This is a genomic window from Dechloromonas sp. ARDL1, assembly GCF_051122455.1.
GTDB lineage: Bacteria > Pseudomonadota > Gammaproteobacteria > Burkholderiales > Rhodocyclaceae > Azonexus.
Map to the genome: position 1 here is coordinate 48,570 of NZ_CP168939.1, position 20,322 is coordinate 68,891.

Genomic DNA, 20,322 nt, shown 5'->3' on the forward strand with positions numbered 1-20,322 from the left:
AACTCAGACAAAAATCCGCCTTACCGGGCAAGTTGATCGATGAAAGTCATGAGATCGTGTGCAAAGCGTTCGCGTTGCCACTGATGGGGTGAATGGTCGGTGCCTTCGTAGATGTGGAGTATTGAGTCGGGAATCTGCTCCGCTACGAATCGCGCTGTGTCCAGTCGATAGAAGTTGCTTTCGCCGCCATAAACGAGCATTGCAGGTATGTCGATTTTCGACAGAACATCCCGATAGTCCGCTGCCGTGAGACTAGCCCAGCAATCAATCAGCGGACCTGGCACCTGGGCCCGCAGCGCGGCCCGAGACTTTTCCCAACCGCTTGCACCGGCAAGATACTTTTCGTGAGCGCGCGCATTGAGGCCGAAAGCCGTCAATTTGAGCACGGCTTCGGCAAAGTCTTCGTTTAGCCACGACATCATTTCCTTGGATCGGGCTTCGTCAAAGTCCCCATAAATGCCGTGATTCCAATGCGGATCGGTTAGCAATTTGGGTGACTGGTCAATGAAGCAGACGCGTGATAGGGCCTGGGTACCGAAATCGCGTATGTATTGCCAGAGTGTCAGGGTTCCCATCGAGTGCCCGACGGCAGTGGCATTTTCAATCTGGTAGTGGTCGATCAAATTGGCCAGGTCTCGTGCCATGCGCAGGACCGTTGGTGGTGTTTTGCCACAGAGATCGTGGCCGCCGTGCCCACGGGCATCCCAGCGATAGACCCTGTGTCGGGGATTGAGAGCACCCAGAAAGGGAAACCATTCCTGATGACTGGAGGTCCAGCCATGCAACATGATCAATGGTGATCCTTCACCGGAAATTTTGAGGTGGATTTTTGCGCCGTCATCGGCCAGGAAATGGATCATGGTCTTGGAAATCGTTGGGAGGCAGCAAGTATAATGCGTGCCAACAATACGGAGAGGTATGGTGATGTTTGACTGGAGAGACTACGGCAACGGGATCGTGGCATTCGATGCCGGTTACGTGCGCCCGATTCTGGCCGCCATCCACATGGTTGTCGAAGGGGGAAGGGTTGCGTTCATCGATACAGGCAGCAACGACGCTTTGCCCAATGCATTGGCAGCGCTTGGCAAGCTGGGTTTGGATGTTTCAGCCGTCGATTATGTGATTCTGACGCATATCCATCTCGATCACGCTGGTGGCGCAGGAAGCTTGATGCAGGCTTTTCCGAACGCCCGACTCGTGGTGCATCCGCGCGGTGCGCGGCACATGGCCGAGCCATCCAAGCTGGTCGCTGGGGTTACCGCCGTCTATGGCGCGGAATACGTGGCACGTGTCTATGGGAATATCCTGCCGATTCCAGCCGATCGCATCATTGAGGCGCCGGACGGTCATGTCGTTTCGCTAAATGGTCGCGAACTCCTATGTCTGGATACCCCCGGGCATGCCCGCCACCATATCTGTGTTGTCGATAAAAAGGCCGGGGCCGTATTTACCGGAGACATGTTCGGACTGTCCTACCGGGAGCTGGATGTCGATGGTCGGCAATTCATTTTTCCGACCACAACGCCAACGCAATTCGAGCCCGAGGAAATGCGTGCCTCAATCAATCGCTTGCTGGCGCTACAACCGGAAGCAATGTATCTAACCCATTATAGCCGGGTGCCATCCGTCCAAGCCCAAGGGGCAGCGCTGCTGCGGCATCTCGATACGCTGGTTGCACTGGCCGAAGCTGAGAGGGACGCGGGTGCATTGCGTCACCAGCGGATCAAGCAGACCATGACTGACTATTTGCTTGCCGAAATCCGCAAGCATGGCTGCCAATTGCCGGAGGCGACACTGCTCGATATCTGGGCGACCGATCTCGAGCTGAACGCACAAGGCTTGTGTGTCTGGCTCGACAGCCGCAAACCCTAAACGTAGCGTCGCCGCCAGAACAGCAGGAGCATGATGGTGGCGATCAGCCCCATCAGCCCCAGGGCGTAGAAAAATCCATTGGGAGCCTCGAGCCAGGGCATCACCTTGAAGTTCATGCCGAAAATGCCAGCGATCAAGGTAGCCGGCATGAAGATCGTTGCGACGACGGTTAGTGTGCGAACTTCGAGGTTAACGCGATGGCTGACGGTGGACAGGTAGACGTCCAGCAGGCCGGTAGCCAGATCTCGGAGATCTTCCAGTGATTCGAGGATGTGTACGGTGTGATCGTAGACGTCGCGGATGTATAACTGGATGTCGGCCCGAAAGAAATCCCCCGCGTCGCGATGCAGGGTGCCCAGTACTTCCCTGAGCGGATGCAGGTTGCGCCGGAGTTGGGAGACACAGCGCTTCAGTTGATGTATGCCTTCCAGGGTGGCCGGACCGGGGTGTCCGAGAATCTTGTCTTCGAGGCTCTCTGCGTATTCGTTCAATTGTTCGATTACGCCGAAGTAACTGTCGACCACGGTATCGATCAATGAATAGGCCAGCATATCAACGCCGCCCTTGCGCAGGACGCCCTGTCCGCTACGCAGGCGCAGGCGGATGGGTTCGAAGGTTTGCGACGGGCGTTCCTGGAACGTCAGCACGTAATCACGGCCGATGACCAGACTGATCTGGTCCTGGGCCAGTTCGAGCGAGTCTGCCTTCAACTCATAGCGATGAAGAACCAGATAGAGGTAATCCTCGTAGCTGTCTAGTTTTTGCCGCTGGGCCGTATTGAGGATGTCTTCCTGAACCAGCGGATGCAGGCCGAAGGCCGTTCCAATGGCCGCCAGATCCGATGGTGCGCTGGCGCCGTACACGTTGGCCCAGCGCGTCGCATGCAGGCGGGGCTGCTGGGACAGGGCGGATGCGTCGTGGAGATTGTCTTCGCGCAAACCTTGTTCATCGAAGTCGATGAATGAGAAGGCGGCGTGGCGGGTTTTTTTCTCGCCGATATGCACCAATGTTCCCGGCGGGAGTCCAGCCTTGCGCGAGCGCAGTTTGCGGGGTTTGTTCATGCTTTTGCGATCAGGTTGATGACCTGGGCCGCTGCGGTCATCCCGAAAACTGAGGTAATGCATACAGATGAGCCGAAGCCGGCGCAGTTGAGACCAGCCGGGCCGCGGTCGCTATCGCAGGTCGCGCCGCTTCCCGGGTAACGGAGAGGCTCGGTCGAAAAGACGGCCGAAACCCCGAATTTTTTCCCTGTGTCGCGCGTGAAGCCGTGGTCGCGGCGCAGGCTGGAGCGTACTTTTGCCAGCAGCGGGTCCTGCACAGTCTGGCTAAGGTCTGCCACGCCGATCCGGGTCGGATCGATTTGCCCGCCTGCCGCACCGGCCACGACGATGGGCAGCTTGTGGCGACGGCAAAAGGCGATCATCGCCACTTTGGCGCGGACCTGGTCGATGGCATCGATGACGGCGGTAAAGCCGCGATCCAGCATGCTTGCCACATTGTCCGGTGCAACGAACTCCTCGACGCAACACACCTCGCATTCCGGATTGATGGCACGAATCCGCTCGGCCATGGCATCCACTTTGGCCTTGCCGTAGATATCGCCCAAAGCGTGTATCTGGCGGTTGGTATTAGATTCGGCAACCATGTCGAGGTCGATCAGCGTAATCCGGCCGATGCCTGTGCGGGCGAGCGCTTCCGCAGCCCAGGAGCCGACGCCGCCGATGCCGACGACGCAGACGTGGGCCTGACGCAGCGCCTCGGCACCATCCGGGCCGTAGAGACGGGCTACGCCCCCAAAGCGACGTTCGCGGTCAATACTCATCAGGATTCTATTGTCTTGCGAATGACGGCGTTGAACGGGGCAATCCATTCCGGCGCAAACTGGTTGTCGCAGGCGTTGATTTCGGCGATTGCACGCAGAACGGAGCGGTTCTTGCCCCGGTGGATATGCTTGAGCATGACGGCTTCGAAGGCATCGACGATGGCGAGAATCTTGGCGCCCGGGCAGATGTCGGTGCTGGATAGATTGTTCGGATAGCCGCCACCATCGGGCATTTCGTGGTGCTGGGCGACCATGTTGGCGGCCGCTTCCCAGCCCGGCATGCGCAGCAACAGGCCGGCGGCGAAGCCGGGGTGGTTGCGCAGGGCGATCTTGTCTTCTGGCGACATTTTTCCCATCTTGAGCCAGATCGATTCCGGCAACAGCATCATCCCGACGTCGTGCAGGTAGACCGCTGCTTCCAGTTGCAGCGGGTCGACGATATTGTGGGCTGCCTTGTTGGTTTCCAGCGCCAGGCGAAGGATGCGCATTGTCCGTCCCTTGAACAGCGGCGAACGGCTTTCGAATTGCAGCGCCAGCGAGCGGAAAAACTGCAGGTCGGCACTGGCATTCTTTTGTTCGTCCTTGGGCGCCGAGCTTCTTGGGGCGCGGCTGGAGATGTCGGGCAATACGGGCGGAAAACCGGTGACTGCCTCGATCAGGTCGGCGCTGCTCGCATCGATTTGTCCGGCAATTTCTTGCGCGACCTCTTCCAGTCCCTGAACCAGAATCGGCAGGCGCAGGTTATCCAGCGGCTTATGCAAGATCAGGGAGTCGGTGGCCAGTTCCAGCCGGTCAACCGCGAGCAGGATCAGTTCTGCCAGCAGGTCGGAGAAGGGAATCTCCCCTTCCCGGAAGCGCGCCATCATGGTTTCGATGGGGTGCGCTATGGCGACCCCGAGTTCGAACTTGCAGAGGGCGGCATCGCCCTTGATGTTATGAACGGCCCGGAACAGATCCGCCGTAATGTCGCGATCATGGGGGGTCTTGCGCAGACGGGCGACATCGCGTTCGATTTCTGGTGCACGGTCGGTCAGTGCATCAGCGAACTCCTCGAACAGTTCTCGATCCTGAATCACTGGTGTGATGATCGAACTCATGTCCATGCCCCCTCCGCCTGTTTTGATCTAATCGCAAGAGTTTAGCAAAGTGGCGTCGAAACAGAGCGCGTCCTTGATTTACCGACCTTGACTGGGCCCCGCCAGAACCCTAAGATTCCGCGCTTCTTCAAGGAATTACCTGCCGTGAATCTGGAACAGCTTTATGCCCTGATCGGGCCTGACATGAAGGCCGTCGACGCGGTTATCCGCGATCGCCTCTATTCCGATGTGGCTCTGGTCCGGCAGGTCGCCGAATACATCATTGGCAGTGGCGGCAAGCGCATGCGGCCGGCGCTGGTGCTGCTGGCCGCCGGCGCCATGGGGTACGAGGGCGAGCGGCATCACGAGATGGCGGCGGTCGTCGAGTTCATCCATACCGCCACCTTGCTGCACGACGATGTAGTCGACGAGTCGGCGCTGCGCCGTGGCCGCGATACTGCGAATTCGATGTTTGGCAATGCAGCCAGTGTACTGGTTGGCGACTTCCTCTATTCCCGTGCTTTTCAGATGATGGTTGCTGTCGACAACATGCGCGTAATGCAGGTGTTGTCGAACGCCACCAACATCATTGCCGAGGGCGAAGTGCTGCAGTTGATGAACTGCCACGATGCCAACGTCGACGAAGCGCGCTACATGCAGGTCATCCATTACAAGACGGCCAAGTTGTTCGAAGCGGCTGCGCAACTTGGTGCCATTCTCGGACAGGCTACTCCGGAGGTCGAAAAGTCGTTGGCGGTATATGGCATGCATCTGGGAACCGCCTTTCAACTGATCGATGACGTGCTCGATTATTCCGGGCAGGAAGCCGATACCGGAAAGCATCTCGGTGACGATCTGGCCGAAGGCAAGCCGACCTTGCCGCTGATCTATGTCATGCAGCACGGCACGCCTGAACAGGCCGCTTGCGTGCGCAAGGCCATCGAGGAAGGCGGCCGCGACGACTTCCCGCTGGTGCTCGAGGCGATCCGTCATAGCGGTGCTCTGGAGCACGCGCGAGCCCGCGCCTTGCAGGAAGCCGAATTGGCCAGATCAGCAATTCAGTGCCTGGGGGATTCACAGTACAAAAAAGCTCTGCTACAATTGCCGCTCTTTGCAGTTGAGCGGAATCACTAGCCAGTTGCAACGAACCTCGGAGTGTAGCTCAGCCTGGTAGAGCACTGCGTTCGGGACGCAGGGGTCGCATGTTCGAATCCTGTCACTCCGACCAATTCAAGCCCCTGTAATCGACCGATTACAGGGGCTTTTGGTTTGTGCGGCGCAAAAAGTGTTTCTGCATCCCCGCGTACGTCGGGATGCGCGGGATCTGACTCTGTCGGCGGCTCGTCGATTGTATGGTCTCAGGTTTCGTCGGTAAGCCAGTTCTTGCGCGGCGGCAGCTTGATTTGCGGAATCGGGCCGCGCTCGGCGGCGATGACTTTGTCCATGACCTCATAGAGCTCCAGGATCAATTCCGGCCCGAAAGCCTGTTCGATCACCTTGTATTGCTCGACGATCAGTGGACCGAGTTCGGCCACGAGCTTTTCAGCCTTGGGTGTCATGCGGACGATTACCCGACGCTGGTCTTCTTCCATGCGCGTCCGCGTCACCAGTCCGATGTCTTCCATACGCGACAGCACGCCGGTCAGGCTGGGGCTGAGAATCTGGCAGATCTCGCAGATCTCGCGCGGCTCCAACTGGTCGTATTCGCCGATGGCGCGCAGGATGCGCCATTGCTGCTCGGTCAGGCCGAAATGAGTGATGATCGGGCGGAAATGGCAGAGCAGTTCTTCCCGGGCGCGCAGGAACAGCTGGGGAAGGTTGCGGTAGGCGAGTTTGCGGGACATGGCGGAAATTTCGGAGTCGTGCGGATGCATATGGATAGCCCAGATCATAGCAGCTACATGGCTAATATGTTAGAGAATGCCGTGTGTGCAATATTCCGGCTTGCCATGAGGTAAGCTGACATTCTTCTTGGTGGGAGCTGAGGCTACTCATGACGGCAACGTCGGTTCAGGCAATTCCGGACATCCATATCGGGCGGGTCTACGACCAGCGCGACCCGGAGTGCGAAATCCACTACGAGACCTTCGGCCGCTTGGCTGACTTCTTCGGCCGCAACACGCCACCGCATCGCCATTACTGCTTTTTTCAGGTGCATCTTCTGGTGCGCGGCAGTATCCGTCTCAATCTCGACGGCGAGGTCTACTTTGGCCAGGCGCCGCTGGTGATTTTTACGCCGCCGACCATTCCGCATTCCTTTTATTCCGAGGAGGATACCGACGGCCATGTGCTGACCGTGCGCCAGGAGGTCGTGCGCGCCTGGTTCATGGCGATGCCCGGGCAATGGCCGGAGGCTTTGTTGCGCCAGCCAGCCTTCGTCGAAATGTCTGGATTGCCTTCTGAATTTGCTGCCGACTTTGACGGGCTGTTGGCATCCGTCAACTTGTTGCAGCAGGAATTTACCCGGGATGCCAAGGGGCACCTGGTCTTGTTGCAGGCCCTCGGGCAGTGCGCCTTCATCCATCTGAGCCGCCTGCTGGTGGCGCATGAGCCGGTGTCGGCACAACGCCCGGAGCGCAGCGAGGACTTGCGCATCTTCCTGAATTTCTGCGACCTGGTCGAAGCCCATTTCCGCGACCACCTGACTTTGACCGAATATGCTGGCCGCCTCTCGGTGACCGAGGCGCGGCTCAATGACATTTGCCGACGCATGGCCGAGCGGCCGTCCAAGGAAGTGGTGCATGAGCGCCTGCTGCAGGAGGCGCGTCGCCTGCTGCGCTATTCGGCGGTGCCGATCACCGAAATCTGCTACCAGCTCGGTTTTGCCGATCCGGCCTATTTCTCCCGGTTTTTCACCAAGCGCACGGGCATGCCGCCCAGCCAGTTTCGGCGTGAAGGCCAAGTCTGAGTATTTGGTACTTACGAAAAGTACAAGTCATTTCCCCAAACGTCCATTCATTAATATCTTAGCAAAAGCTTTAATGTGCCTCATCAGAGAACTGCTGCAAGGCAGTCGAGGAATGAGGAGCGAGACATGGCGGAAGGCAAGTTCGACATCACGCGCAAGTTCGTGCGCGTCATGCGCACCCTGCCCAACGGGCTGATCGAATTCGAATTTGCCGTCGGCGATCCCGATGTGGCGGCCGAACTGGTCATGCCCAAGGCGGCATTCGACGAATTCTGCAAGGCCAATCAGGTCGAAGTATTGACCGATGCCAAGCCCGAGCCGACCGACGCCAATGCCTCCGACGCCGATTTCAACTGGAACCTGCATCAGGCGACGCACCAGCGTTTTCGCTAAGTATTTGGCTTTCCGGTGCGGCCAAGCGCACCGACTGGGGATTAAAAGGAGACAAGCATGGCAATCGATTTGAGGACAGTGAGCATCACGCCGCTGCGCCAGACCTTCGGCCACCTGGCCCGCCGCATGGGGGCCGACAAGCCGGCCTCGCGCTACATCGAAGCGACGATGGACTTGCAGCCGGTCGAGAACTACCACTATCGCCCGACCTGGGAGCCGCAGTACGACATCTTCGACACGACGCGCACGGCGATCACCATGAAGGACTGGTACGCCCTGAAGGATCCGCGCCAGTACTACTACGGTGCCTGGACCTTGGCTCGCGGCCGGATGCAGGAAGTGGCCGAAGGCGATTTCGACCTGGTCGACGAACTCGGTTTGGCTGCCGCTTACCCGGCCGATGGTAAGGCAAAGGCGCTCAAGGTCTTCCTGCCGTTGCGCCACGTCGCCTGGGCGTCCAATCTGAACAAGGCCTACGTGTCGTCCTACGGCTACGGCATCGCCATGTCGCAGGCAGCCTGCTATGCCTCGATGGACCAGCTCGGCGTCGCCCAGTACGTGACCCGCCTGGGCATGGCTTTCGATGATCTCGATGCGCTCGCCACCGCCAAGACCGCTTGGCTGGAAGGCGCCGAATGGCAGGAACTGCGCCGCTATGTCGAAGACTTGATGGTCGAGAAAGACTGGTTCGAAGTGCTGGTCGCCCAGGACTTCGCGCTGGAAGGCCTGCTCTATCCGCTGATCTACGAGCGTTACAACGAGAAGCTGAACGCCGCCTACAGCCCGGTGTTCTCGATGCTGACCCGCTTCCAGCGCGAATGGTACGGCGAAACGACGAAGTGGCTGGATGCCGTGCTCAAGGCCACCGGTGCCGACAATCCGGCGAACAAGGAACAACTCGCCGCCTGGATCAAGAAGTGGCGCGAGCGCGCAGTCGTTGCCTTGAAGCCGGTCGCCGCCCTGGCTTTCGGTGCCGAAGCCGACGCCATCATGGACGAACTGGTCCAGAACCTGAATGCTCGCGCCGCCAAGGCCGGCATCGCCCTGTAAAGGAAATCGCATGTCTAACGCATTCATCGCCTTCCAGAAGAACGACGACTCTCGCTGCATCGTCGAGGCCATCCTCGAGGACAACCCGAACGCCATGGTCGACGACCAGCCGTCAATGGTGAAGATCGACGTGCCGAACCGCCTGGTCATCAAGCGTGAAACCGTCGAGGAAAAGATGGGCCGCTCGTTCGACCTGCAGGAGCTGCAACTGCACCTGATCACCATCTCCGGCAACCTGGACGAGACCGACGACGAATTTACCCTGAGCTGGAATTCCTGATTCCGGCTGGCAAGGAGAGAACACCATGGATATGAAAGCAACCAAGAAGCTCGGCCTCAAGGAGCGCTACTCCCTGATGACCCGCGATCTGGCCTGGGACACGACCTACCAGAAAATGGAGGACGTTTTCCCGCAGACCTCCTACGAGGGCATCAAGATTCACGACTGGGACAAGTGGGAAGACCCTTTCCGCCTGACCATGGACGCCTACTGGAAGTACCAGTCGGAAAAGGAGCGCAAGCTGTACGCCATCCTCGACGGTTTCAACCAGAACAACGGCCATCTGTCGGTCACCGACGCCCGCTACATCAACGTTTTGAAGCTCTTCCTCGGCTCGACGCCGCCGCTGGAACTGATGGCTGCCCGCGGCTTCTCGATGATGGGGCGCCAGATGAACGGCGCCGGTCCGCGCGTCGCCTGCCAGATGCAGGCCGTTGATGAGTACCGCCATTTCCAGACGCAGATCCACTCGATTTCGAACTACAACAAGTACTACAACGGGATGGACGAGTTCGCCCATCAGCAGTCCCGCATGTGGTACCTGTCGGACGGCAAGTCCTTCTTCGACGACGCGATCACCGCCGGCCCGTTCGAATTCATGGTCGCCATCGGCTTCGCCTTCGAATACGTACTGACCAACATCCTGTTCGTGCCGTTCATCTCCGGCGCCGCCTACAACGGCGACATGGCCGCGATGACCGTCGGCTTCTCGGCGCAATCCGACGAAGCGCGTCACATGACGCTGGGCCTCGAGTGCATCAAGTTCATGCTTGAGCAGGACCCGGACAACCTGCCCATCGTCCAGCGCTGGATCGACAAATGGACCTGGCGCGGCACCCGCAAGCTGGCTGCCGTCGGCATGATGATGGACTACATGCTGCCTAAGCGCATCATGAGTTTCAAGGAAGCCTGGGAAATGTACGTCGAGGAAAACGGTGGTGCCCTGTTCAAGGATTTGGCCCGCTACGGCATCACCATTCCGAAGTGCTTCGGGCAGACCATCGAGGAGAAGGAACACGTGTCGCACCAGTCGTGGATCGGTTTCTACATGAAGCCGGGCGCCACGCCGTTCCACACCTGGATTCCGACCCCGGACGAAATGGACTGGCTGTCCGAGAAATATCCCAACACCTTCGACAAGTACTACCGCCCGGTGCTGGAATTCTTCGATGCCCAGGAAAAGGCCGGCAACCGCTTCGACAACAAGACGGCGCCGATGAACTGCCAGGTCTGCGTCAGCACCATGAAGTTCAACGAGCCGGGCGACCCGATGGAAATGTGCTTCCGCGAGTCGATCTACAAGGGCGAGAAGTTCCACACCTGCTCCGACCACTGCAAGGAAATCTTCGACAACGAGCCGGAGAAGTACATCCAGACCTTCATTTCCTCGCACCAGGTGCTGCAGGGCAATTGCGAGCCGGAAGGCGTCGACGTCAATGCACCGGACTTCCAGCCCGGCAAGCAGATTCTCGACTACTGGAAGCTCGACAAGCGTGCGCTCGGCGACTTCAATGGCTCCGAAGACCAGAAGAACTTCGCCGCCTGGCGCGAGCAGGCCACGAAAAACTAAAAGGAGACAGCTATGACCATGTTGAAAACCCTCGCTCCGTACGAGTTCAAGTCGCGCGATGCGGTCGAGAATTACAAGGGCCGCCAGCTGCTGTACGTGAATTGGGAGCGCCACCGCATGTTCTCGCGTCCCTTCGTGCTGGCCATGAAGCCGGAAACGCTTTTCTCCGCCGTGGTGGACGAAATGGCCGCCTGCTTCAGCTACCACCCGGACTGGCAGCATATCGACTGGGACAAGGCCATCTGGCAGAACGGCAACACACCCTTCACGCCGGATCGCAACAAGACCCTGGCCGAAAACGGCATCGGCCACAAAGACCTGATCCGCTTCCGGACGCCGGGTCTGGACGGCATCGCCGGCACCGGCTACTAAAACCAACGGGGCACCGCGCCGGACGCGGTAGCCCCGCCAAAACCCGCAGAGAGACAAGAACATGAGCTACGAACTGACCATCGAGCCGCTTGGCCGCAGCATTGAAGTCGAAGACGGCCAGACCATCCTCGACGCCGCCCTGCGCGCCGGTATCTACCTGCCACACGCCTGCGGGCAAGGCTATTGCGCCACCTGCAAGGTGTGTATCACCGACGGCGAAGTCGATCACCAGAACGCTTCCAGCTTCGCGCTGATGGACTACGAGCGTGAAGAGGGCAAGGCACTGGCCTGCTGCGCGACGTTGGAAGCCGATACCGTCATCGAAGTCGAGATGGAAATCGACGAGGACGCCCGTGACATCCCGGTCAAGGATTTCCACGGTACGGTCAGCCGCATCGAAAACCTGACGCCGACCATCAAGGGCATCTGGCTCAAACTCGACGAGGCGCTCGATTTCCAGGCCGGCCAGTACGTCAATTTCAACCTGCCCAACGACATGGGGCATCGTGCCTTCTCACTGGCCAACAGTCCTTCGACCGGCGACGAAATCGAACTGAATATCCGTATCGTTCCCGGTGGTGCCGGCACGACCTGGATCCATAACGAACTGAAGGTCGGCGACAAGATCACTGTTTCCGGCCCCTACGGCCGCTTCTTTGTGCATAAGTCGGCCAACGTGCCGTCCTTGTTCATGGCCGGCGGTTCCGGCTTGTCCAGCCCGCGCTCGATGGTCCTCGATCTGCTGGAGCAGGGGAGCGACCTGCCGATCACACTGGTTTACGGCGCGCGCAACCAAGGCGAGCTGTACTACCACCAGGAATTCGTCGAGCTGGCCGCCAAGCACGCCAATTTCACCTATGTGCCAGCCCTCAACGACGAGCCGGCCGACAGCGGCTGGACCGGGTTCCGCGGTTTCGTGCACGAAGCCGCCAAAGCCCATTTCGACAACGATTTTCGCGGCAACAAGGCCTACCTGTGCGGCCCGCCGGTGATGATCGAAGCCTGTATCACGACTCTGATGCAGGGCCGCCTGTTCGAGCGCGACATCTATACCGAGAAATTTTTCTCGGCCGCCGATGCCCAACAGGTGCGCAGCCCGCTGTTCAAGCGGGTGTAACCTTTTCCTCTGCATCCCCTCTTTAAGGCCGCGCTCGTCGCGGTCTTTTTTTAATCGAATTGCCTGCGCGCCCCCCGAGACAAAACAGGGGGCAGCTTGGCCTGTGCGTCGTTTTTGTACGTCAAGCCCCCGTATTTTGCCGCGCTCCGATTTTGTAATCCTTAAAAATCAATACGCTGCCGTGTTGCCGTCTGCAAAGTAGCGTCCAGCTGCAAGTGTATTTGATTTGCATATTCAAGCCGGTCAGGGAGTGGTCAGGAAATTACGTTTTAGTAAACAAATTGACTATTGCAGATTTTATACTAACATATTAGCAATGAAGGCCAGCCCCTTCGGCTACCTTGAACGGAGAGTCGTGATGAACCAGCTGCTCGAATCTGTCGTCGGTCATGGCCGGCTTGCGTGTCGCCTGACGGAGAACGCCGATGTCGATGCGCAGGCCGGTGCCTTGATCTATCAAAGCTGGGATCAGCGCTACGACCAGCTTTCGGGCGGACGTTTCTGCGGCTCGCTTGAGGAAATGTCGTTTCCATCCTTTACGCTGATCCGTGAAACGAGCAATCGGGTCATCCTGCAAAAAGGGTGTACGCCGGAGGGCGTATTTGCCATTGGAGCGCTGATGACTACCGGCGGCAGCGGTTTTCATTGCGGCGAACTCATGGCCACGCATACGGCTGCGCTTCTCGAGCCGGGGACGGAGTTCGAGATTCGCACACCGGAGATTTTTGATTTGATCGCCGCCGTTTTTTCGCCCAGCGACCTGGCGCGAAACCTGGATGATCCCGGGTTTGACCATCTCGAGCTGGAGCAGGAGTTGCGCCGCTCCTGCAAGACCATCGGGCCATCCAACACCTCGCAACTGACGGATTTCCTGCGTCGGGTTTATGAGTGTGGGAAGAGCGCTGCCGATCACATGATGATTCCGAGCAACCTTCGCCAGTTGGAGGAGGAGTTCTACAGCATCCTGATCGAATTGCTGCGTACGTCGCGCGGGCCGGAAACGCATGCGGTGTGCCCGAATCGCGAGCGCATCGTACGTCGTTTCCGATCCTTGCTTGATGCATCCCCGGAGTCGGCACTCAGCATCGTCAATATCTGCGATGAAATAGGTGTTACCCGGCGCACGCTTCAGAATGCCACGCAGGAAGTGTTCGGCATCTCACCACAACACTACCTCAAGGCCATCCGTCTCAATGCCTTCCGCCGTGCCCTGAAAGTGCGCGAGCCGCAGCGCGAATCGATCGGCGACGTAGCTGCCCGCTGGGGCTTTTGGCACCTGTCCCAACTGGCCCAGGACTACCGCAAGCTGTTCGGCGAACTGCCGTCGCAGACGCCCTGCGTCCACATTTCGTAAGCCACTTTTTCCAATTCTTGATACAGCCCCGAAAGGGTCCCGCCGGATACTGACCTCACGCTCCCTAACGCGTCGAACGAGGTCACACAATGCAAAACATCTCATCGCGGCTGGCGCTGCTAGCGCTGCCGCTCTGCCTGGCGGCGGCCACGGCACAGGCTGGCAAGGACCGGCCGCCTCCACTGCCGGAAGAGGAAATCCGTATCGAGCGGGCGGCCGCACCGGACGGTAACCGGCTGTACGTCACCGATTTTGTCTTCAACCACATGGTCGATGGCCGCGTGCATGTGCTGGATGGCAAGGCGGCGCGCTATCTCGGCGTCGTGATGGCCGGCTATGGTGCGTTGACCACGGTGTCGGCGGACGGCAAATCCATCTACGTGGCGACAACCTACTACCCGCGTCTGTATCGCGGCCAGCGCAGCGACGTCGTCGAAATCCACGATGCCGAAACGCTGGAACTGAAGGCCGAGATCGACATCCCGCCCAAGAAGGCGCAAGCCGCCTCTTATCGCGGCATGCTGGTGCCAAGCGCTGATGGGCGTTTCCTCTACGTGCAGAACGCAACGCCGGCCACATCGGTGACCGTGGTCGACCTGCACAGCAAGAAGTTCGTAGCCGAGATTCCGACGCCGGGCTGCTGGTCGATTCAGGGATGGGACAAGGGATATCGCTTCTCGACCATCTGCGGCGACGGCACCCTGATGACCGTGACGCTGGACGAAGCCGGCCAGCCGGCTGGCCGCGAACGCAGCCAGCGCTTCTTCGATCCGGACAAGGACCCGATCTACGTGCATCCGGAAATGCTCGGCGAGGACCGCTACTTCGTTTCCTATTACGGCAACCTGTACAAGGTGACCCTGGGCGGCGACAAGCCGACCTTTGCCGCACCCCGGTCGCTGCTCGATGCCCGCGACCGCAAGGCCAACTGGCGCCCTGGCGGCATGGCGGTGACCGCGATGCACCGGGCCAGCGGCACGCTCTACGTGAACATGCACGACAAGGGCGAAGAAGGGTCGCACAAGAATCCCTCCAAGGAAATCTGGGCCTTCGATGTCGCCAGCCAGAAGCGGGTGGCGCGCATTCCATCGAATGGCGCTATTTCGCTGGCCGCCAGCCAGGGGGCGGAACCGCTGCTCTATTCGCTGAACGTAGAGAAGGGCGAGATCGTCGCCCGCAAGATCGCCAAGGGCTATCCGGTTGCCAGGACGATGAGCGGCGTCGGTGAAACCTCGCTGTTCATGGAGGTGCGCTGACATGGGAGCGACCAATTTCCTGTTCGATCCGGTCGTCGTCCATGCTGCCGCGGCGGCCATGGGCATCATCCTGATCACCGGCGCGCTGGGCAAACTGCGCGACCTGGAACTGTTCCGCTACGCCGTGGAGAACTACGGGCTGCTCAGCGGCGGTTCAGCCGTGCGCTTCGCCCGCCTCTTTCCGGTGGCTGAACTGCTCGCCGGCCTGGCGCTGATCCTCGACGCCACGCGCCCGCTCGGCGTGCTGCTCGGCCTCGCCGTCATGGTCGTGGCCACTGGCGGCGTGGCGATCAAGCTGCTGCGCGACACCGGGCGCATCGAGTGCGGCTGCGGCAGCGGCGGCCAGCGCATCTCGTGGGGCCTGGTCGTGCGCAATCTGTTCCTCTGTGCGGCTCTTGTCCTGGCCGCTGCCGACGAGCTGCCGCGCAGCCTCGGCGCACTCGATTATTTCAGTGTGGCGGGCGCCATCCTGGCCTTGCTGGTCGTCTATGCCAGCGCCAACCAGCTGCTCGCCAATCAACCGCTTTTGAAGGAGTTGCAATCATGATGGATCCGCTCGCCCTGTCCGTAATCGCCCTGTGGGTCGTCGTTGTGGCCCTCGGCATCTGCGTTCTCGCCCTGTCCCGCCAGATCGGCATCCTCTACGAACGCGTCGCGCCGATGGGGGCGTTGATGATGGATCACGGCCCCAAGGTCGGCGAACAGGCGCCGCCGGTCGAAGTCACCACCTGGGAAGGCAAGGGGCTGACCATCGGCACGGCCACCGCCAAGAGCACGCTGCTCTTCTTCGTATCGCCGACCTGCCCGGTGTGCAAGAAGCTGCTGCCCATCATCCGTTCCGTCCAGCAGCGTGAAAACCGCTGGCTCAACGTGGTGCTGGCCTCCGACGGCGACCGACCCGAACATGCGACTTTCCGTGAGAAGCACCAGCTCGGCGACTTCCCCTACGTGCTCTCGCAGCCGCTGGGCATGGCCTACAAGATTTCCAAGCTGCCCTACTGCGTACTGCTCGACGCCAATGGCTTTGTCCGCGCCAAGGGCCTGGTCAATTCCCGCGAGCAGGTTGAAAGCCTGATGACGGCCTACGAAAGCGGCATCGCCTCGGTGCAGGAGCATATCGATCGTCAGCTGCTCGCTGCCGAAGCCCATCCGGAAAAGGCCTGAGCCATGGACTTCCTCAAACTACTCGACCGCTTCACCGAACGCCGGACGCGTGCGGTGGCCAGCAATACCGGCCGGCGCGGCTTCCTGGTCGGCGTCAGCAAGCTGTTGGTGGCCGGTGCTTTCGCCCTGCCGGTCCTGCCCTTCGACCGTACCAACGCCCATGCCGCCGGCGGCCACGGCGGCGCGCCCAAAAAGCGTGAGCCGACCGAGACCGATTGCGATTACTGGCGCTACTGCAGCGTGGATGGCTTCCTCTGCTCCTGCTGCGGCGGCACGATGACCACCTGCCCGCCGGGCAGCACGCCTTCCGCCGTGTCCTGGGTCGGCACCTGCCGCAACCCGGCCGACGGGCGCGACTACCTGGTCAGCTACAACGACTGCTGCGGCAAGACGGCCTGCGGCCGCTGCTTCTGCAACACCAATATCCGCGAACGGCCGGGCTACCGGATGGGCGTGCACAACGACATCAACTGGTGCATGGCCAACCAGAGCAGCCACTACCACTGCACGGTGTCGATCATCGTCGGCCTCGAAGAGGGGCAGTCATGAAGCGTTTGCTTTCCAGCCTGATCCTGGCGCTGGCCGCCGGAGTTGCCGGCGCCGCGGACGGCAAGGCGGTCTACGACGCCAACTGCGCCGCCTGCCACCAGCCGGACGGGGCCGGTGCCCTCGGCCTGGCGCCGCCGCTGGCCGGTACGCTGGGCAAGCGCATGGCGGTGCCCGAAGGGCGCAAGTACCTGCCCGGTATCGTCATTGCCGGGCTGGCCGGCAAGATGGAATCGAAGGGCGTCATGTACGAAGGCATCATGCCGAACTGGCAGCAGTTCTCGGATGCCGAACTGGCCGCCGTGCTCAACCACGTGCTGACCACCTTCAACGCCGCCGAACTACCGGCCGACTTCAAGCCCATCGAGGCCGACGAACTGGCCGCCGCCCGCGCCAAGAAGCCGACGGCCAAGGAACTGCGCGCCTGGCGCGCTGCGTCCCAGTAAGGAAAACGCCATGCGCTTCGCTTTCGTCACCCGCAGCCTCCTCCTGCTCGCCGGCCTGAGTGGCTTGCTGTCCGGCGAGGCCATGGCCGATGCCGCCAAGAAGAACTACCGTCTGTACTGCATGGGCTGCCATCAGGCCGATGGCTCAGGATCGCCGGAAAACGGCATCCCCAGCATGCGCGACGAGGTTGGGCATTTCCTGCGCGTGCCGGAGGGGAGGGCATACCTGTCGCAGGTGCCGGGCACGCTGAATACGCCGCTCGGCGACGGCGAAACGGCCGAACTGCTGAACTGGGTGATGGTTAATATCGGGCGCAACAGTATCCCGGCCGACTTCAAACCCTACACCGCCGAGGATGTGAAGGCCTACCGGGCCAGCGTGCCGCAGGATATCCCGGGTATGCGGGTGCGGCTGGTCAAGCAACTTGAAGTCAATCAGGTCGGGGTGGTTCGCTGATCCCTGCCCGAGTAGGCCGAACTTTCCGCTAACGGCGGTAGTCGCCTCCCGCTTTCAGCAGTCATCTGTAATATGCGATTGAAGCGCTAGTGGTCGTGAAGATTTGGAAAAGCTTGCATTCTGGAATGCTGACAATAACCGGACGATGTCCAGCGTAGCTGGCCAAAGCCCCAGTGCATTGGATGCTCAGGTTTCACGAACACATTTAACGACTCCAAAACCGACAAGGTGCATACCTTCTTGAATGCGCAATTCTGTACCGATGGCGAGATGTTCTCGTAGGCCACGTACATTCAGAAACCTGACCATGAGATTTTTTGTTTGGCCTGGATAAAGAAGCTCGCCATCTTCAAGCTCCACTTGGCCGATGAACATGTTTCTATTGTCTGGGCCGCCAAAGTTATGGTTTGGGCGGTAATGATGCGCAATTGGCCGCTCTTTCCCACCTTGGTCCGTAGCGAGTAAAGAAATGGTCGCCTCGACGAGAACGGGCTCGTCCCCAACGGAATCAAGATTGTCGTAGAAGAAGTTACTGTCCATTTTGAAGAGCCTGCCGTTGTTCAGAAGCCATAGCGCTTGGGAGCGGCCACTATCGCCTCGGCGGTCTGTAATGCCTGTTTTTTCGAAAGCTTTGCCTGCAGCAGTACTTGCGTTAGGAGAGGAACATCCCGCGCCCTTGCGGCGGCATCGAAGGGCTCGAACAGGCCAAAGTGGAACAGACGTTCGTTGACCGTCATGCTTCTAACCGATGATTCTTCAATGTCTTCGGGCACGATCAAGTCTCCTGCGAGATTTTGATTTACGCCGAGACTATCCCGTGCTGGCCGCCATATCAATACTGCGCGGTGAGGCATGGTTTTGGATCAAACAGCATCTGGCCACTGATCGGCATGGCGGTCAGTCGGGCTAGCCTGGCACGGCCCGGCGGTGCTTTGGGTTCCGTCGGGAATCTCGCGGCCGATCAGGGCGCGAGCGGTCCCTGATCCGATTTCGACGAACAGCTTTCCTGCTTATCTCTTCTTCGTACCGACCATCAACTGTCGGATGGCCGCTTCCTTCTTGGCGCGTGCTGCGATTTCCTGAACGTGATCTGATGTGGGTCAAAAAAGTTGCCGATTTTTGATAACGGGCAAAGGGGAGCGATTTCTACACTGCCTCCAACCAGTGACATTGGTTGCGGCCGGCCGGAGGGGTTGGCGCTGTTCACCACACAGGAGGTTGAAATGATCATGTTCAAGAAGGCCGGGGCCGCAGCGATCCTCGCCACCATTTTTTCCGCGTCGTTGTCTGTCCATGCAGCGACCGACGCCGATGCCGCCAAGCTCGGCAAGGAGCTGACCCCGGTCGGTGCCGAGAAGGGAGCCAACAAGGACGGTTCCATCCCGGCGTGGGGCGGTAACGAACCGCAGGCCTCCGGCTGGAGCTACGGCAAGAGCCGCGCCGATGCCTGGAAGCACAAGGGCGACAAACCGCTGTATTCGATCGACGCGAGCAATGTCGACAAGTACGCGGCGCAACTGTCGCCGGGCCAGGTTCAGCAGATCAAGCAGAACAAGGGCTACAAGATGGATGTTTATCCGTCCCGCCGTACCTGCGGCAACCCCGATTTCGTCGCCGAAAATACCCGGAAGAACGTCACCACCGCGAAGATCGGCGCCGATGGCTGGAGTTTGAAGGAAGCCAACGTTCCCGGCGTGCCGTTCCCGGTGCCGCATACCGGCACCGAGGTGATGTGGAATACCAAGATGAAGTACGCCGGCGTCGGCTTCGAGTGGCCGACGCTGTACACCGCGCTGTCGCCGCGTGCCGGCTCCAGCGAATGGATTGCCGCCACCTCGACGCAGACTTACTTCTTCCCATGGGGCAAGAAGGGTTCGACCGCGTTCTCCAGCATGCCGCCGGTCGAGTACTACACCTACTTCGCCTACAAGTCGCCGACCGCGCTGGCCGGCCAGTCGCTGGCGATCACCGTGTTCACCGACAAGACCAACGAGGTTTTCTACTACTTCCCGGGGCAGCGTCGCGTCCGTCGCATGCCGACCTACGCCTACGACGCACCGCAGATTGGCTTCGAGAACCAGTACACGATGGACGAGCCGCGCATGTTCAACGGCACCATCGAGCGTTTCGACTGGAAGCTGGTCGGCAAGAAGGAACTGATCGTCGGCTACAACGCCTTCGGCATGTATGACCCGAACGTCAAGTTCAGCGATGTGACCAAGGAAAATGGTGTGGATAGCGCCCATCGCCGTTACGAGTTGCACCGCGTCTGGGTGGTCGAGGCTACCGTCAAGGCCGGTGTCCGCCACGTTGCGCCGAAGCGCACCTTCTATATCGACGAGGACAGCTGGGCCATCGTCGTCGCCGAGGACTACGACGCCCAGGGCAAGCTTTGGAAGCTGCGCGAAGGCTTCGTCATCCCGGTCTATGAAACGGGCAGCTGCGACAACCCGGCCTTCGTCCAGTACAACCTGATCGACAACCGCTACCTGGTCGACCAGAGCTCGCTGGGCGGCGGCAAGGATATGCGCTGGTTTGTCGAGGCCAACGACCCCAAGCTGAAGGAAGGCTTCTATACGTCGGACAACCTGCGCGCCATCAGCGAGCGCTGATCAGCCGGAATGGACTCGGAGGGTAAA

24 protein-coding genes and 1 tRNA gene are annotated in these 20,322 nt (G+C 59.9%); 18 read left to right on the forward strand and 7 right to left on the reverse strand.

Annotated features, from left to right (window positions below):
• Positions 1 to 20: 20 nt before the first annotated feature.
• The gene (locus tag AB6Q56_RS00215; RefSeq protein WP_434515208.1) at positions 21 to 860 is read right to left on the reverse strand and encodes an alpha/beta fold hydrolase; all 840 of its coding nucleotides are present in this window, start codon (positions 858 to 860) and stop codon (positions 21 to 23) included.
• A gap of 64 nt (positions 861 to 924) precedes the next feature.
• Between AB6Q56_RS00215 and AB6Q56_RS00220 the strand changes: the two genes are divergently transcribed.
• Positions 925 to 1,872 (forward strand): MBL fold metallo-hydrolase, encoded by a 948-nt coding sequence (locus AB6Q56_RS00220; RefSeq protein WP_434517102.1) that lies wholly within the window; start codon positions 925 to 927, stop codon positions 1,870 to 1,872.
• Here AB6Q56_RS00220 and corA read toward each other — a convergent pair.
• The 3 genes from corA to AB6Q56_RS00235 are packed head-to-tail and all read right to left on the reverse strand — an operon-like array spanning position 1,869 to position 4,797.
• A complete protein-coding gene (gene corA / locus AB6Q56_RS00225; protein WP_434515209.1) occupies positions 1,869 to 2,933 on the reverse strand; it encodes a magnesium/cobalt transporter CorA in 1,065 nt (354 codons plus the stop codon). The genes AB6Q56_RS00220 and corA overlap by 4 nt on opposite strands.
• Entirely contained in the window at positions 2,930 to 3,694 is a 765-nt protein-coding gene (gene tcdA / locus AB6Q56_RS00230; protein ID WP_434515210.1) for a tRNA cyclic N6-threonylcarbamoyladenosine(37) synthase TcdA, read from the reverse strand. Before tcdA ends, corA begins: the two co-directional genes overlap by 4 nt.
• The gene (locus AB6Q56_RS00235; protein ID WP_434515211.1) at positions 3,694 to 4,797 is read right to left on the reverse strand and encodes an HD-GYP domain-containing protein; all 1,104 of its coding nucleotides are present in this window, start codon (positions 4,795 to 4,797) and stop codon (positions 3,694 to 3,696) included. Before AB6Q56_RS00235 ends, tcdA begins: the two co-directional genes overlap by 1 nt.
• 177 nt (positions 4,798 to 4,974) lie before the next feature.
• Here AB6Q56_RS00235 and ispB point away from each other — a divergent pair, with 177 nt between their 5' ends.
• Both ispB and AB6Q56_RS00245 read left to right on the forward strand, forming a co-directional pair.
• Positions 4,975 to 5,904, forward strand: a complete 930-nt coding sequence (gene ispB / locus AB6Q56_RS00240; RefSeq protein WP_434517103.1) for an octaprenyl diphosphate synthase — start codon at positions 4,975 to 4,977, stop codon at positions 5,902 to 5,904.
• Positions 5,905 to 5,921: 17 nt separating this feature from the next.
• A tRNA-Pro gene (locus AB6Q56_RS00245) sits at positions 5,922 to 5,998 on the forward strand.
• Between the two features lie 130 nt (positions 5,999 to 6,128).
• Here the strand turns inward: AB6Q56_RS00245 and hpaR are convergent.
• Positions 6,129 to 6,614, reverse strand: a complete 486-nt coding sequence (hpaR, locus tag AB6Q56_RS00250; RefSeq protein ID WP_434515212.1) for a homoprotocatechuate degradation operon regulator HpaR — start codon at positions 6,612 to 6,614, stop codon at positions 6,129 to 6,131.
• A 149-nt stretch (positions 6,615 to 6,763) separates the two neighbouring features.
• Between hpaR and hpaA the strand changes: the two genes are divergently transcribed.
• From hpaA to AB6Q56_RS00320, 14 genes are all read left to right on the forward strand, one after another.
• Entirely contained in the window at positions 6,764 to 7,678 is a 915-nt protein-coding gene (gene hpaA, locus AB6Q56_RS00255) for a 4-hydroxyphenylacetate catabolism regulatory protein HpaA (RefSeq protein WP_434515213.1), read from the forward strand.
• A gap of 126 nt (positions 7,679 to 7,804) precedes the next feature.
• The gene (locus AB6Q56_RS00260) at positions 7,805 to 8,071 is read left to right on the forward strand and encodes a phenol hydroxylase subunit (RefSeq protein WP_434515214.1); all 267 of its coding nucleotides are present in this window, start codon (positions 7,805 to 7,807) and stop codon (positions 8,069 to 8,071) included.
• 57 nt (positions 8,072 to 8,128) lie between these two features.
• On the forward strand, positions 8,129 to 9,121 hold the full coding sequence (locus tag AB6Q56_RS00265) for a phenol hydroxylase (RefSeq protein WP_434515215.1): 993 nt from the start codon (positions 8,129 to 8,131) through the stop codon (positions 9,119 to 9,121).
• Positions 9,122 to 9,131: 10 nt separating this feature from the next.
• On the forward strand, positions 9,132 to 9,401 hold the full coding sequence (locus AB6Q56_RS00270; RefSeq protein ID WP_150430686.1) for an MmoB/DmpM family protein: 270 nt from the start codon (positions 9,132 to 9,134) through the stop codon (positions 9,399 to 9,401).
• A gap of 25 nt (positions 9,402 to 9,426) precedes the next feature.
• The gene (locus tag AB6Q56_RS00275; protein ID WP_434515216.1) at positions 9,427 to 10,971 is read left to right on the forward strand and encodes a YHS domain-containing protein; all 1,545 of its coding nucleotides are present in this window, start codon (positions 9,427 to 9,429) and stop codon (positions 10,969 to 10,971) included.
• Between the two features lie 12 nt (positions 10,972 to 10,983).
• Complete coding sequence (locus AB6Q56_RS00280; RefSeq protein ID WP_434515217.1) at positions 10,984 to 11,343, forward strand: phenol hydroxylase subunit P4; 360 nt, start codon at positions 10,984 to 10,986, stop codon at positions 11,341 to 11,343.
• A 61-nt stretch (positions 11,344 to 11,404) separates the two neighbouring features.
• On the forward strand, positions 11,405 to 12,460 hold the full coding sequence (locus AB6Q56_RS00285; protein ID WP_434515218.1) for an NADH:ubiquinone reductase (Na(+)-transporting) subunit F: 1,056 nt from the start codon (positions 11,405 to 11,407) through the stop codon (positions 12,458 to 12,460).
• Between the two features lie 358 nt (positions 12,461 to 12,818).
• Complete coding sequence (locus AB6Q56_RS00290; RefSeq protein ID WP_434515219.1) at positions 12,819 to 13,814, forward strand: helix-turn-helix domain-containing protein; 996 nt, start codon at positions 12,819 to 12,821, stop codon at positions 13,812 to 13,814.
• An 89-nt stretch (positions 13,815 to 13,903) separates the two neighbouring features.
• The gene (locus AB6Q56_RS00295) at positions 13,904 to 15,070 is read left to right on the forward strand and encodes an amine dehydrogenase large subunit (RefSeq protein WP_434515220.1); all 1,167 of its coding nucleotides are present in this window, start codon (positions 13,904 to 13,906) and stop codon (positions 15,068 to 15,070) included.
• A gap of 1 nt (position 15,071) precedes the next feature.
• The gene (locus tag AB6Q56_RS00300) at positions 15,072 to 15,617 is read left to right on the forward strand and encodes a MauE/DoxX family redox-associated membrane protein (RefSeq protein ID WP_434515221.1); all 546 of its coding nucleotides are present in this window, start codon (positions 15,072 to 15,074) and stop codon (positions 15,615 to 15,617) included.
• Entirely contained in the window at positions 15,614 to 16,234 is a 621-nt protein-coding gene (gene mauD / locus AB6Q56_RS00305) for a methylamine dehydrogenase accessory protein MauD (protein WP_434515222.1), read from the forward strand. Before AB6Q56_RS00300 ends, mauD begins: the two co-directional genes overlap by 4 nt.
• Positions 16,235 to 16,237: 3 nt before the next feature.
• Positions 16,238 to 16,783, forward strand: a complete 546-nt coding sequence (locus AB6Q56_RS00310; RefSeq protein WP_434515223.1) for a methylamine dehydrogenase light chain — start codon at positions 16,238 to 16,240, stop codon at positions 16,781 to 16,783.
• Complete coding sequence (locus tag AB6Q56_RS00315; RefSeq protein ID WP_434515224.1) at positions 16,780 to 17,226, forward strand: c-type cytochrome; 447 nt, start codon at positions 16,780 to 16,782, stop codon at positions 17,224 to 17,226. The genes AB6Q56_RS00310 and AB6Q56_RS00315 overlap by 4 nt, the downstream gene beginning before the upstream one ends.
• A 10-nt stretch (positions 17,227 to 17,236) precedes the next feature.
• Entirely contained in the window at positions 17,237 to 17,683 is a 447-nt protein-coding gene (locus tag AB6Q56_RS00320; RefSeq protein ID WP_434515225.1) for a c-type cytochrome, read from the forward strand.
• Between the two features lie 186 nt (positions 17,684 to 17,869).
• Here the strand turns inward: AB6Q56_RS00320 and AB6Q56_RS00325 are convergent, their stop codons facing one another.
• Positions 17,870 to 18,223, reverse strand: coding sequence for a hypothetical protein (locus AB6Q56_RS00325; protein ID WP_434515226.1), 354 nt, complete (start codon positions 18,221 to 18,223; stop codon positions 17,870 to 17,872).
• Positions 18,224 to 18,243: 20 nt separating this feature from the next.
• Entirely contained in the window at positions 18,244 to 18,456 is a 213-nt protein-coding gene (locus tag AB6Q56_RS00330) for a hypothetical protein (protein ID WP_434515227.1), read from the reverse strand.
• Positions 18,457 to 18,906: 450 nt separating this feature from the next.
• Between AB6Q56_RS00330 and AB6Q56_RS00335 the strand changes: the two genes are divergently transcribed.
• Positions 18,907 to 20,295, forward strand: a complete 1,389-nt coding sequence (locus tag AB6Q56_RS00335; RefSeq protein ID WP_434515228.1) for a DUF1329 domain-containing protein — start codon at positions 18,907 to 18,909, stop codon at positions 20,293 to 20,295.
• The last annotated feature ends 27 nt before the right edge of the window (positions 20,296 to 20,322 follow it).

Coding starts and splice junctions, on each gene's coding strand:
- AB6Q56_RS00215 (WP_434515208.1), bottom strand. CDS start 860: ATGATCCATTTCCTGGCCGATGACGGCGCAAAAATCCACCTCAAAATT.
- AB6Q56_RS00220 (WP_434517102.1), top strand. CDS start 925: ATGTTTGACTGGAGAGACTACGGCAACGGGATCGTGGCATTCGATGCC.
- corA (WP_434515209.1), bottom strand. CDS start 2,933: ATGAACAAACCCCGCAAACTGCGCTCGCGCAAGGCTGGACTCCCGCCG.
- tcdA (WP_434515210.1), bottom strand. CDS start 3,694: ATGAGTATTGACCGCGAACGTCGCTTTGGGGGCGTAGCCCGTCTCTAC.
- AB6Q56_RS00235 (WP_434515211.1), bottom strand. CDS start 4,797: ATGGACATGAGTTCGATCATCACACCAGTGATTCAGGATCGAGAACTG.
- ispB (WP_434517103.1), top strand. CDS start 4,975: ATGAAGGCCGTCGACGCGGTTATCCGCGATCGCCTCTATTCCGATGTG.
- hpaR (WP_434515212.1), bottom strand. CDS start 6,614: ATGTCCCGCAAACTCGCCTACCGCAACCTTCCCCAGCTGTTCCTGCGC.
- hpaA (WP_434515213.1), top strand. CDS start 6,764: ATGACGGCAACGTCGGTTCAGGCAATTCCGGACATCCATATCGGGCGG.
- AB6Q56_RS00260 (WP_434515214.1), top strand. CDS start 7,805: ATGGCGGAAGGCAAGTTCGACATCACGCGCAAGTTCGTGCGCGTCATG.
- AB6Q56_RS00265 (WP_434515215.1), top strand. CDS start 8,129: ATGGCAATCGATTTGAGGACAGTGAGCATCACGCCGCTGCGCCAGACC.
- AB6Q56_RS00270 (WP_150430686.1), top strand. CDS start 9,132: ATGTCTAACGCATTCATCGCCTTCCAGAAGAACGACGACTCTCGCTGC.
- AB6Q56_RS00275 (WP_434515216.1), top strand. CDS start 9,427: ATGGATATGAAAGCAACCAAGAAGCTCGGCCTCAAGGAGCGCTACTCC.
- AB6Q56_RS00280 (WP_434515217.1), top strand. CDS start 10,984: ATGACCATGTTGAAAACCCTCGCTCCGTACGAGTTCAAGTCGCGCGAT.
- AB6Q56_RS00285 (WP_434515218.1), top strand. CDS start 11,405: ATGAGCTACGAACTGACCATCGAGCCGCTTGGCCGCAGCATTGAAGTC.
- AB6Q56_RS00290 (WP_434515219.1), top strand. CDS start 12,819: ATGAACCAGCTGCTCGAATCTGTCGTCGGTCATGGCCGGCTTGCGTGT.
- AB6Q56_RS00295 (WP_434515220.1), top strand. CDS start 13,904: ATGCAAAACATCTCATCGCGGCTGGCGCTGCTAGCGCTGCCGCTCTGC.
- AB6Q56_RS00300 (WP_434515221.1), top strand. CDS start 15,072: ATGGGAGCGACCAATTTCCTGTTCGATCCGGTCGTCGTCCATGCTGCC.
- mauD (WP_434515222.1), top strand. CDS start 15,614: ATGATGGATCCGCTCGCCCTGTCCGTAATCGCCCTGTGGGTCGTCGTT.
- AB6Q56_RS00310 (WP_434515223.1), top strand. CDS start 16,238: ATGGACTTCCTCAAACTACTCGACCGCTTCACCGAACGCCGGACGCGT.
- AB6Q56_RS00315 (WP_434515224.1), top strand. CDS start 16,780: ATGAAGCGTTTGCTTTCCAGCCTGATCCTGGCGCTGGCCGCCGGAGTT.
- AB6Q56_RS00320 (WP_434515225.1), top strand. CDS start 17,237: ATGCGCTTCGCTTTCGTCACCCGCAGCCTCCTCCTGCTCGCCGGCCTG.
- AB6Q56_RS00325 (WP_434515226.1), bottom strand. CDS start 18,223: ATGGACAGTAACTTCTTCTACGACAATCTTGATTCCGTTGGGGACGAG.
- AB6Q56_RS00335 (WP_434515228.1), top strand. CDS start 18,907: ATGATCATGTTCAAGAAGGCCGGGGCCGCAGCGATCCTCGCCACCATT.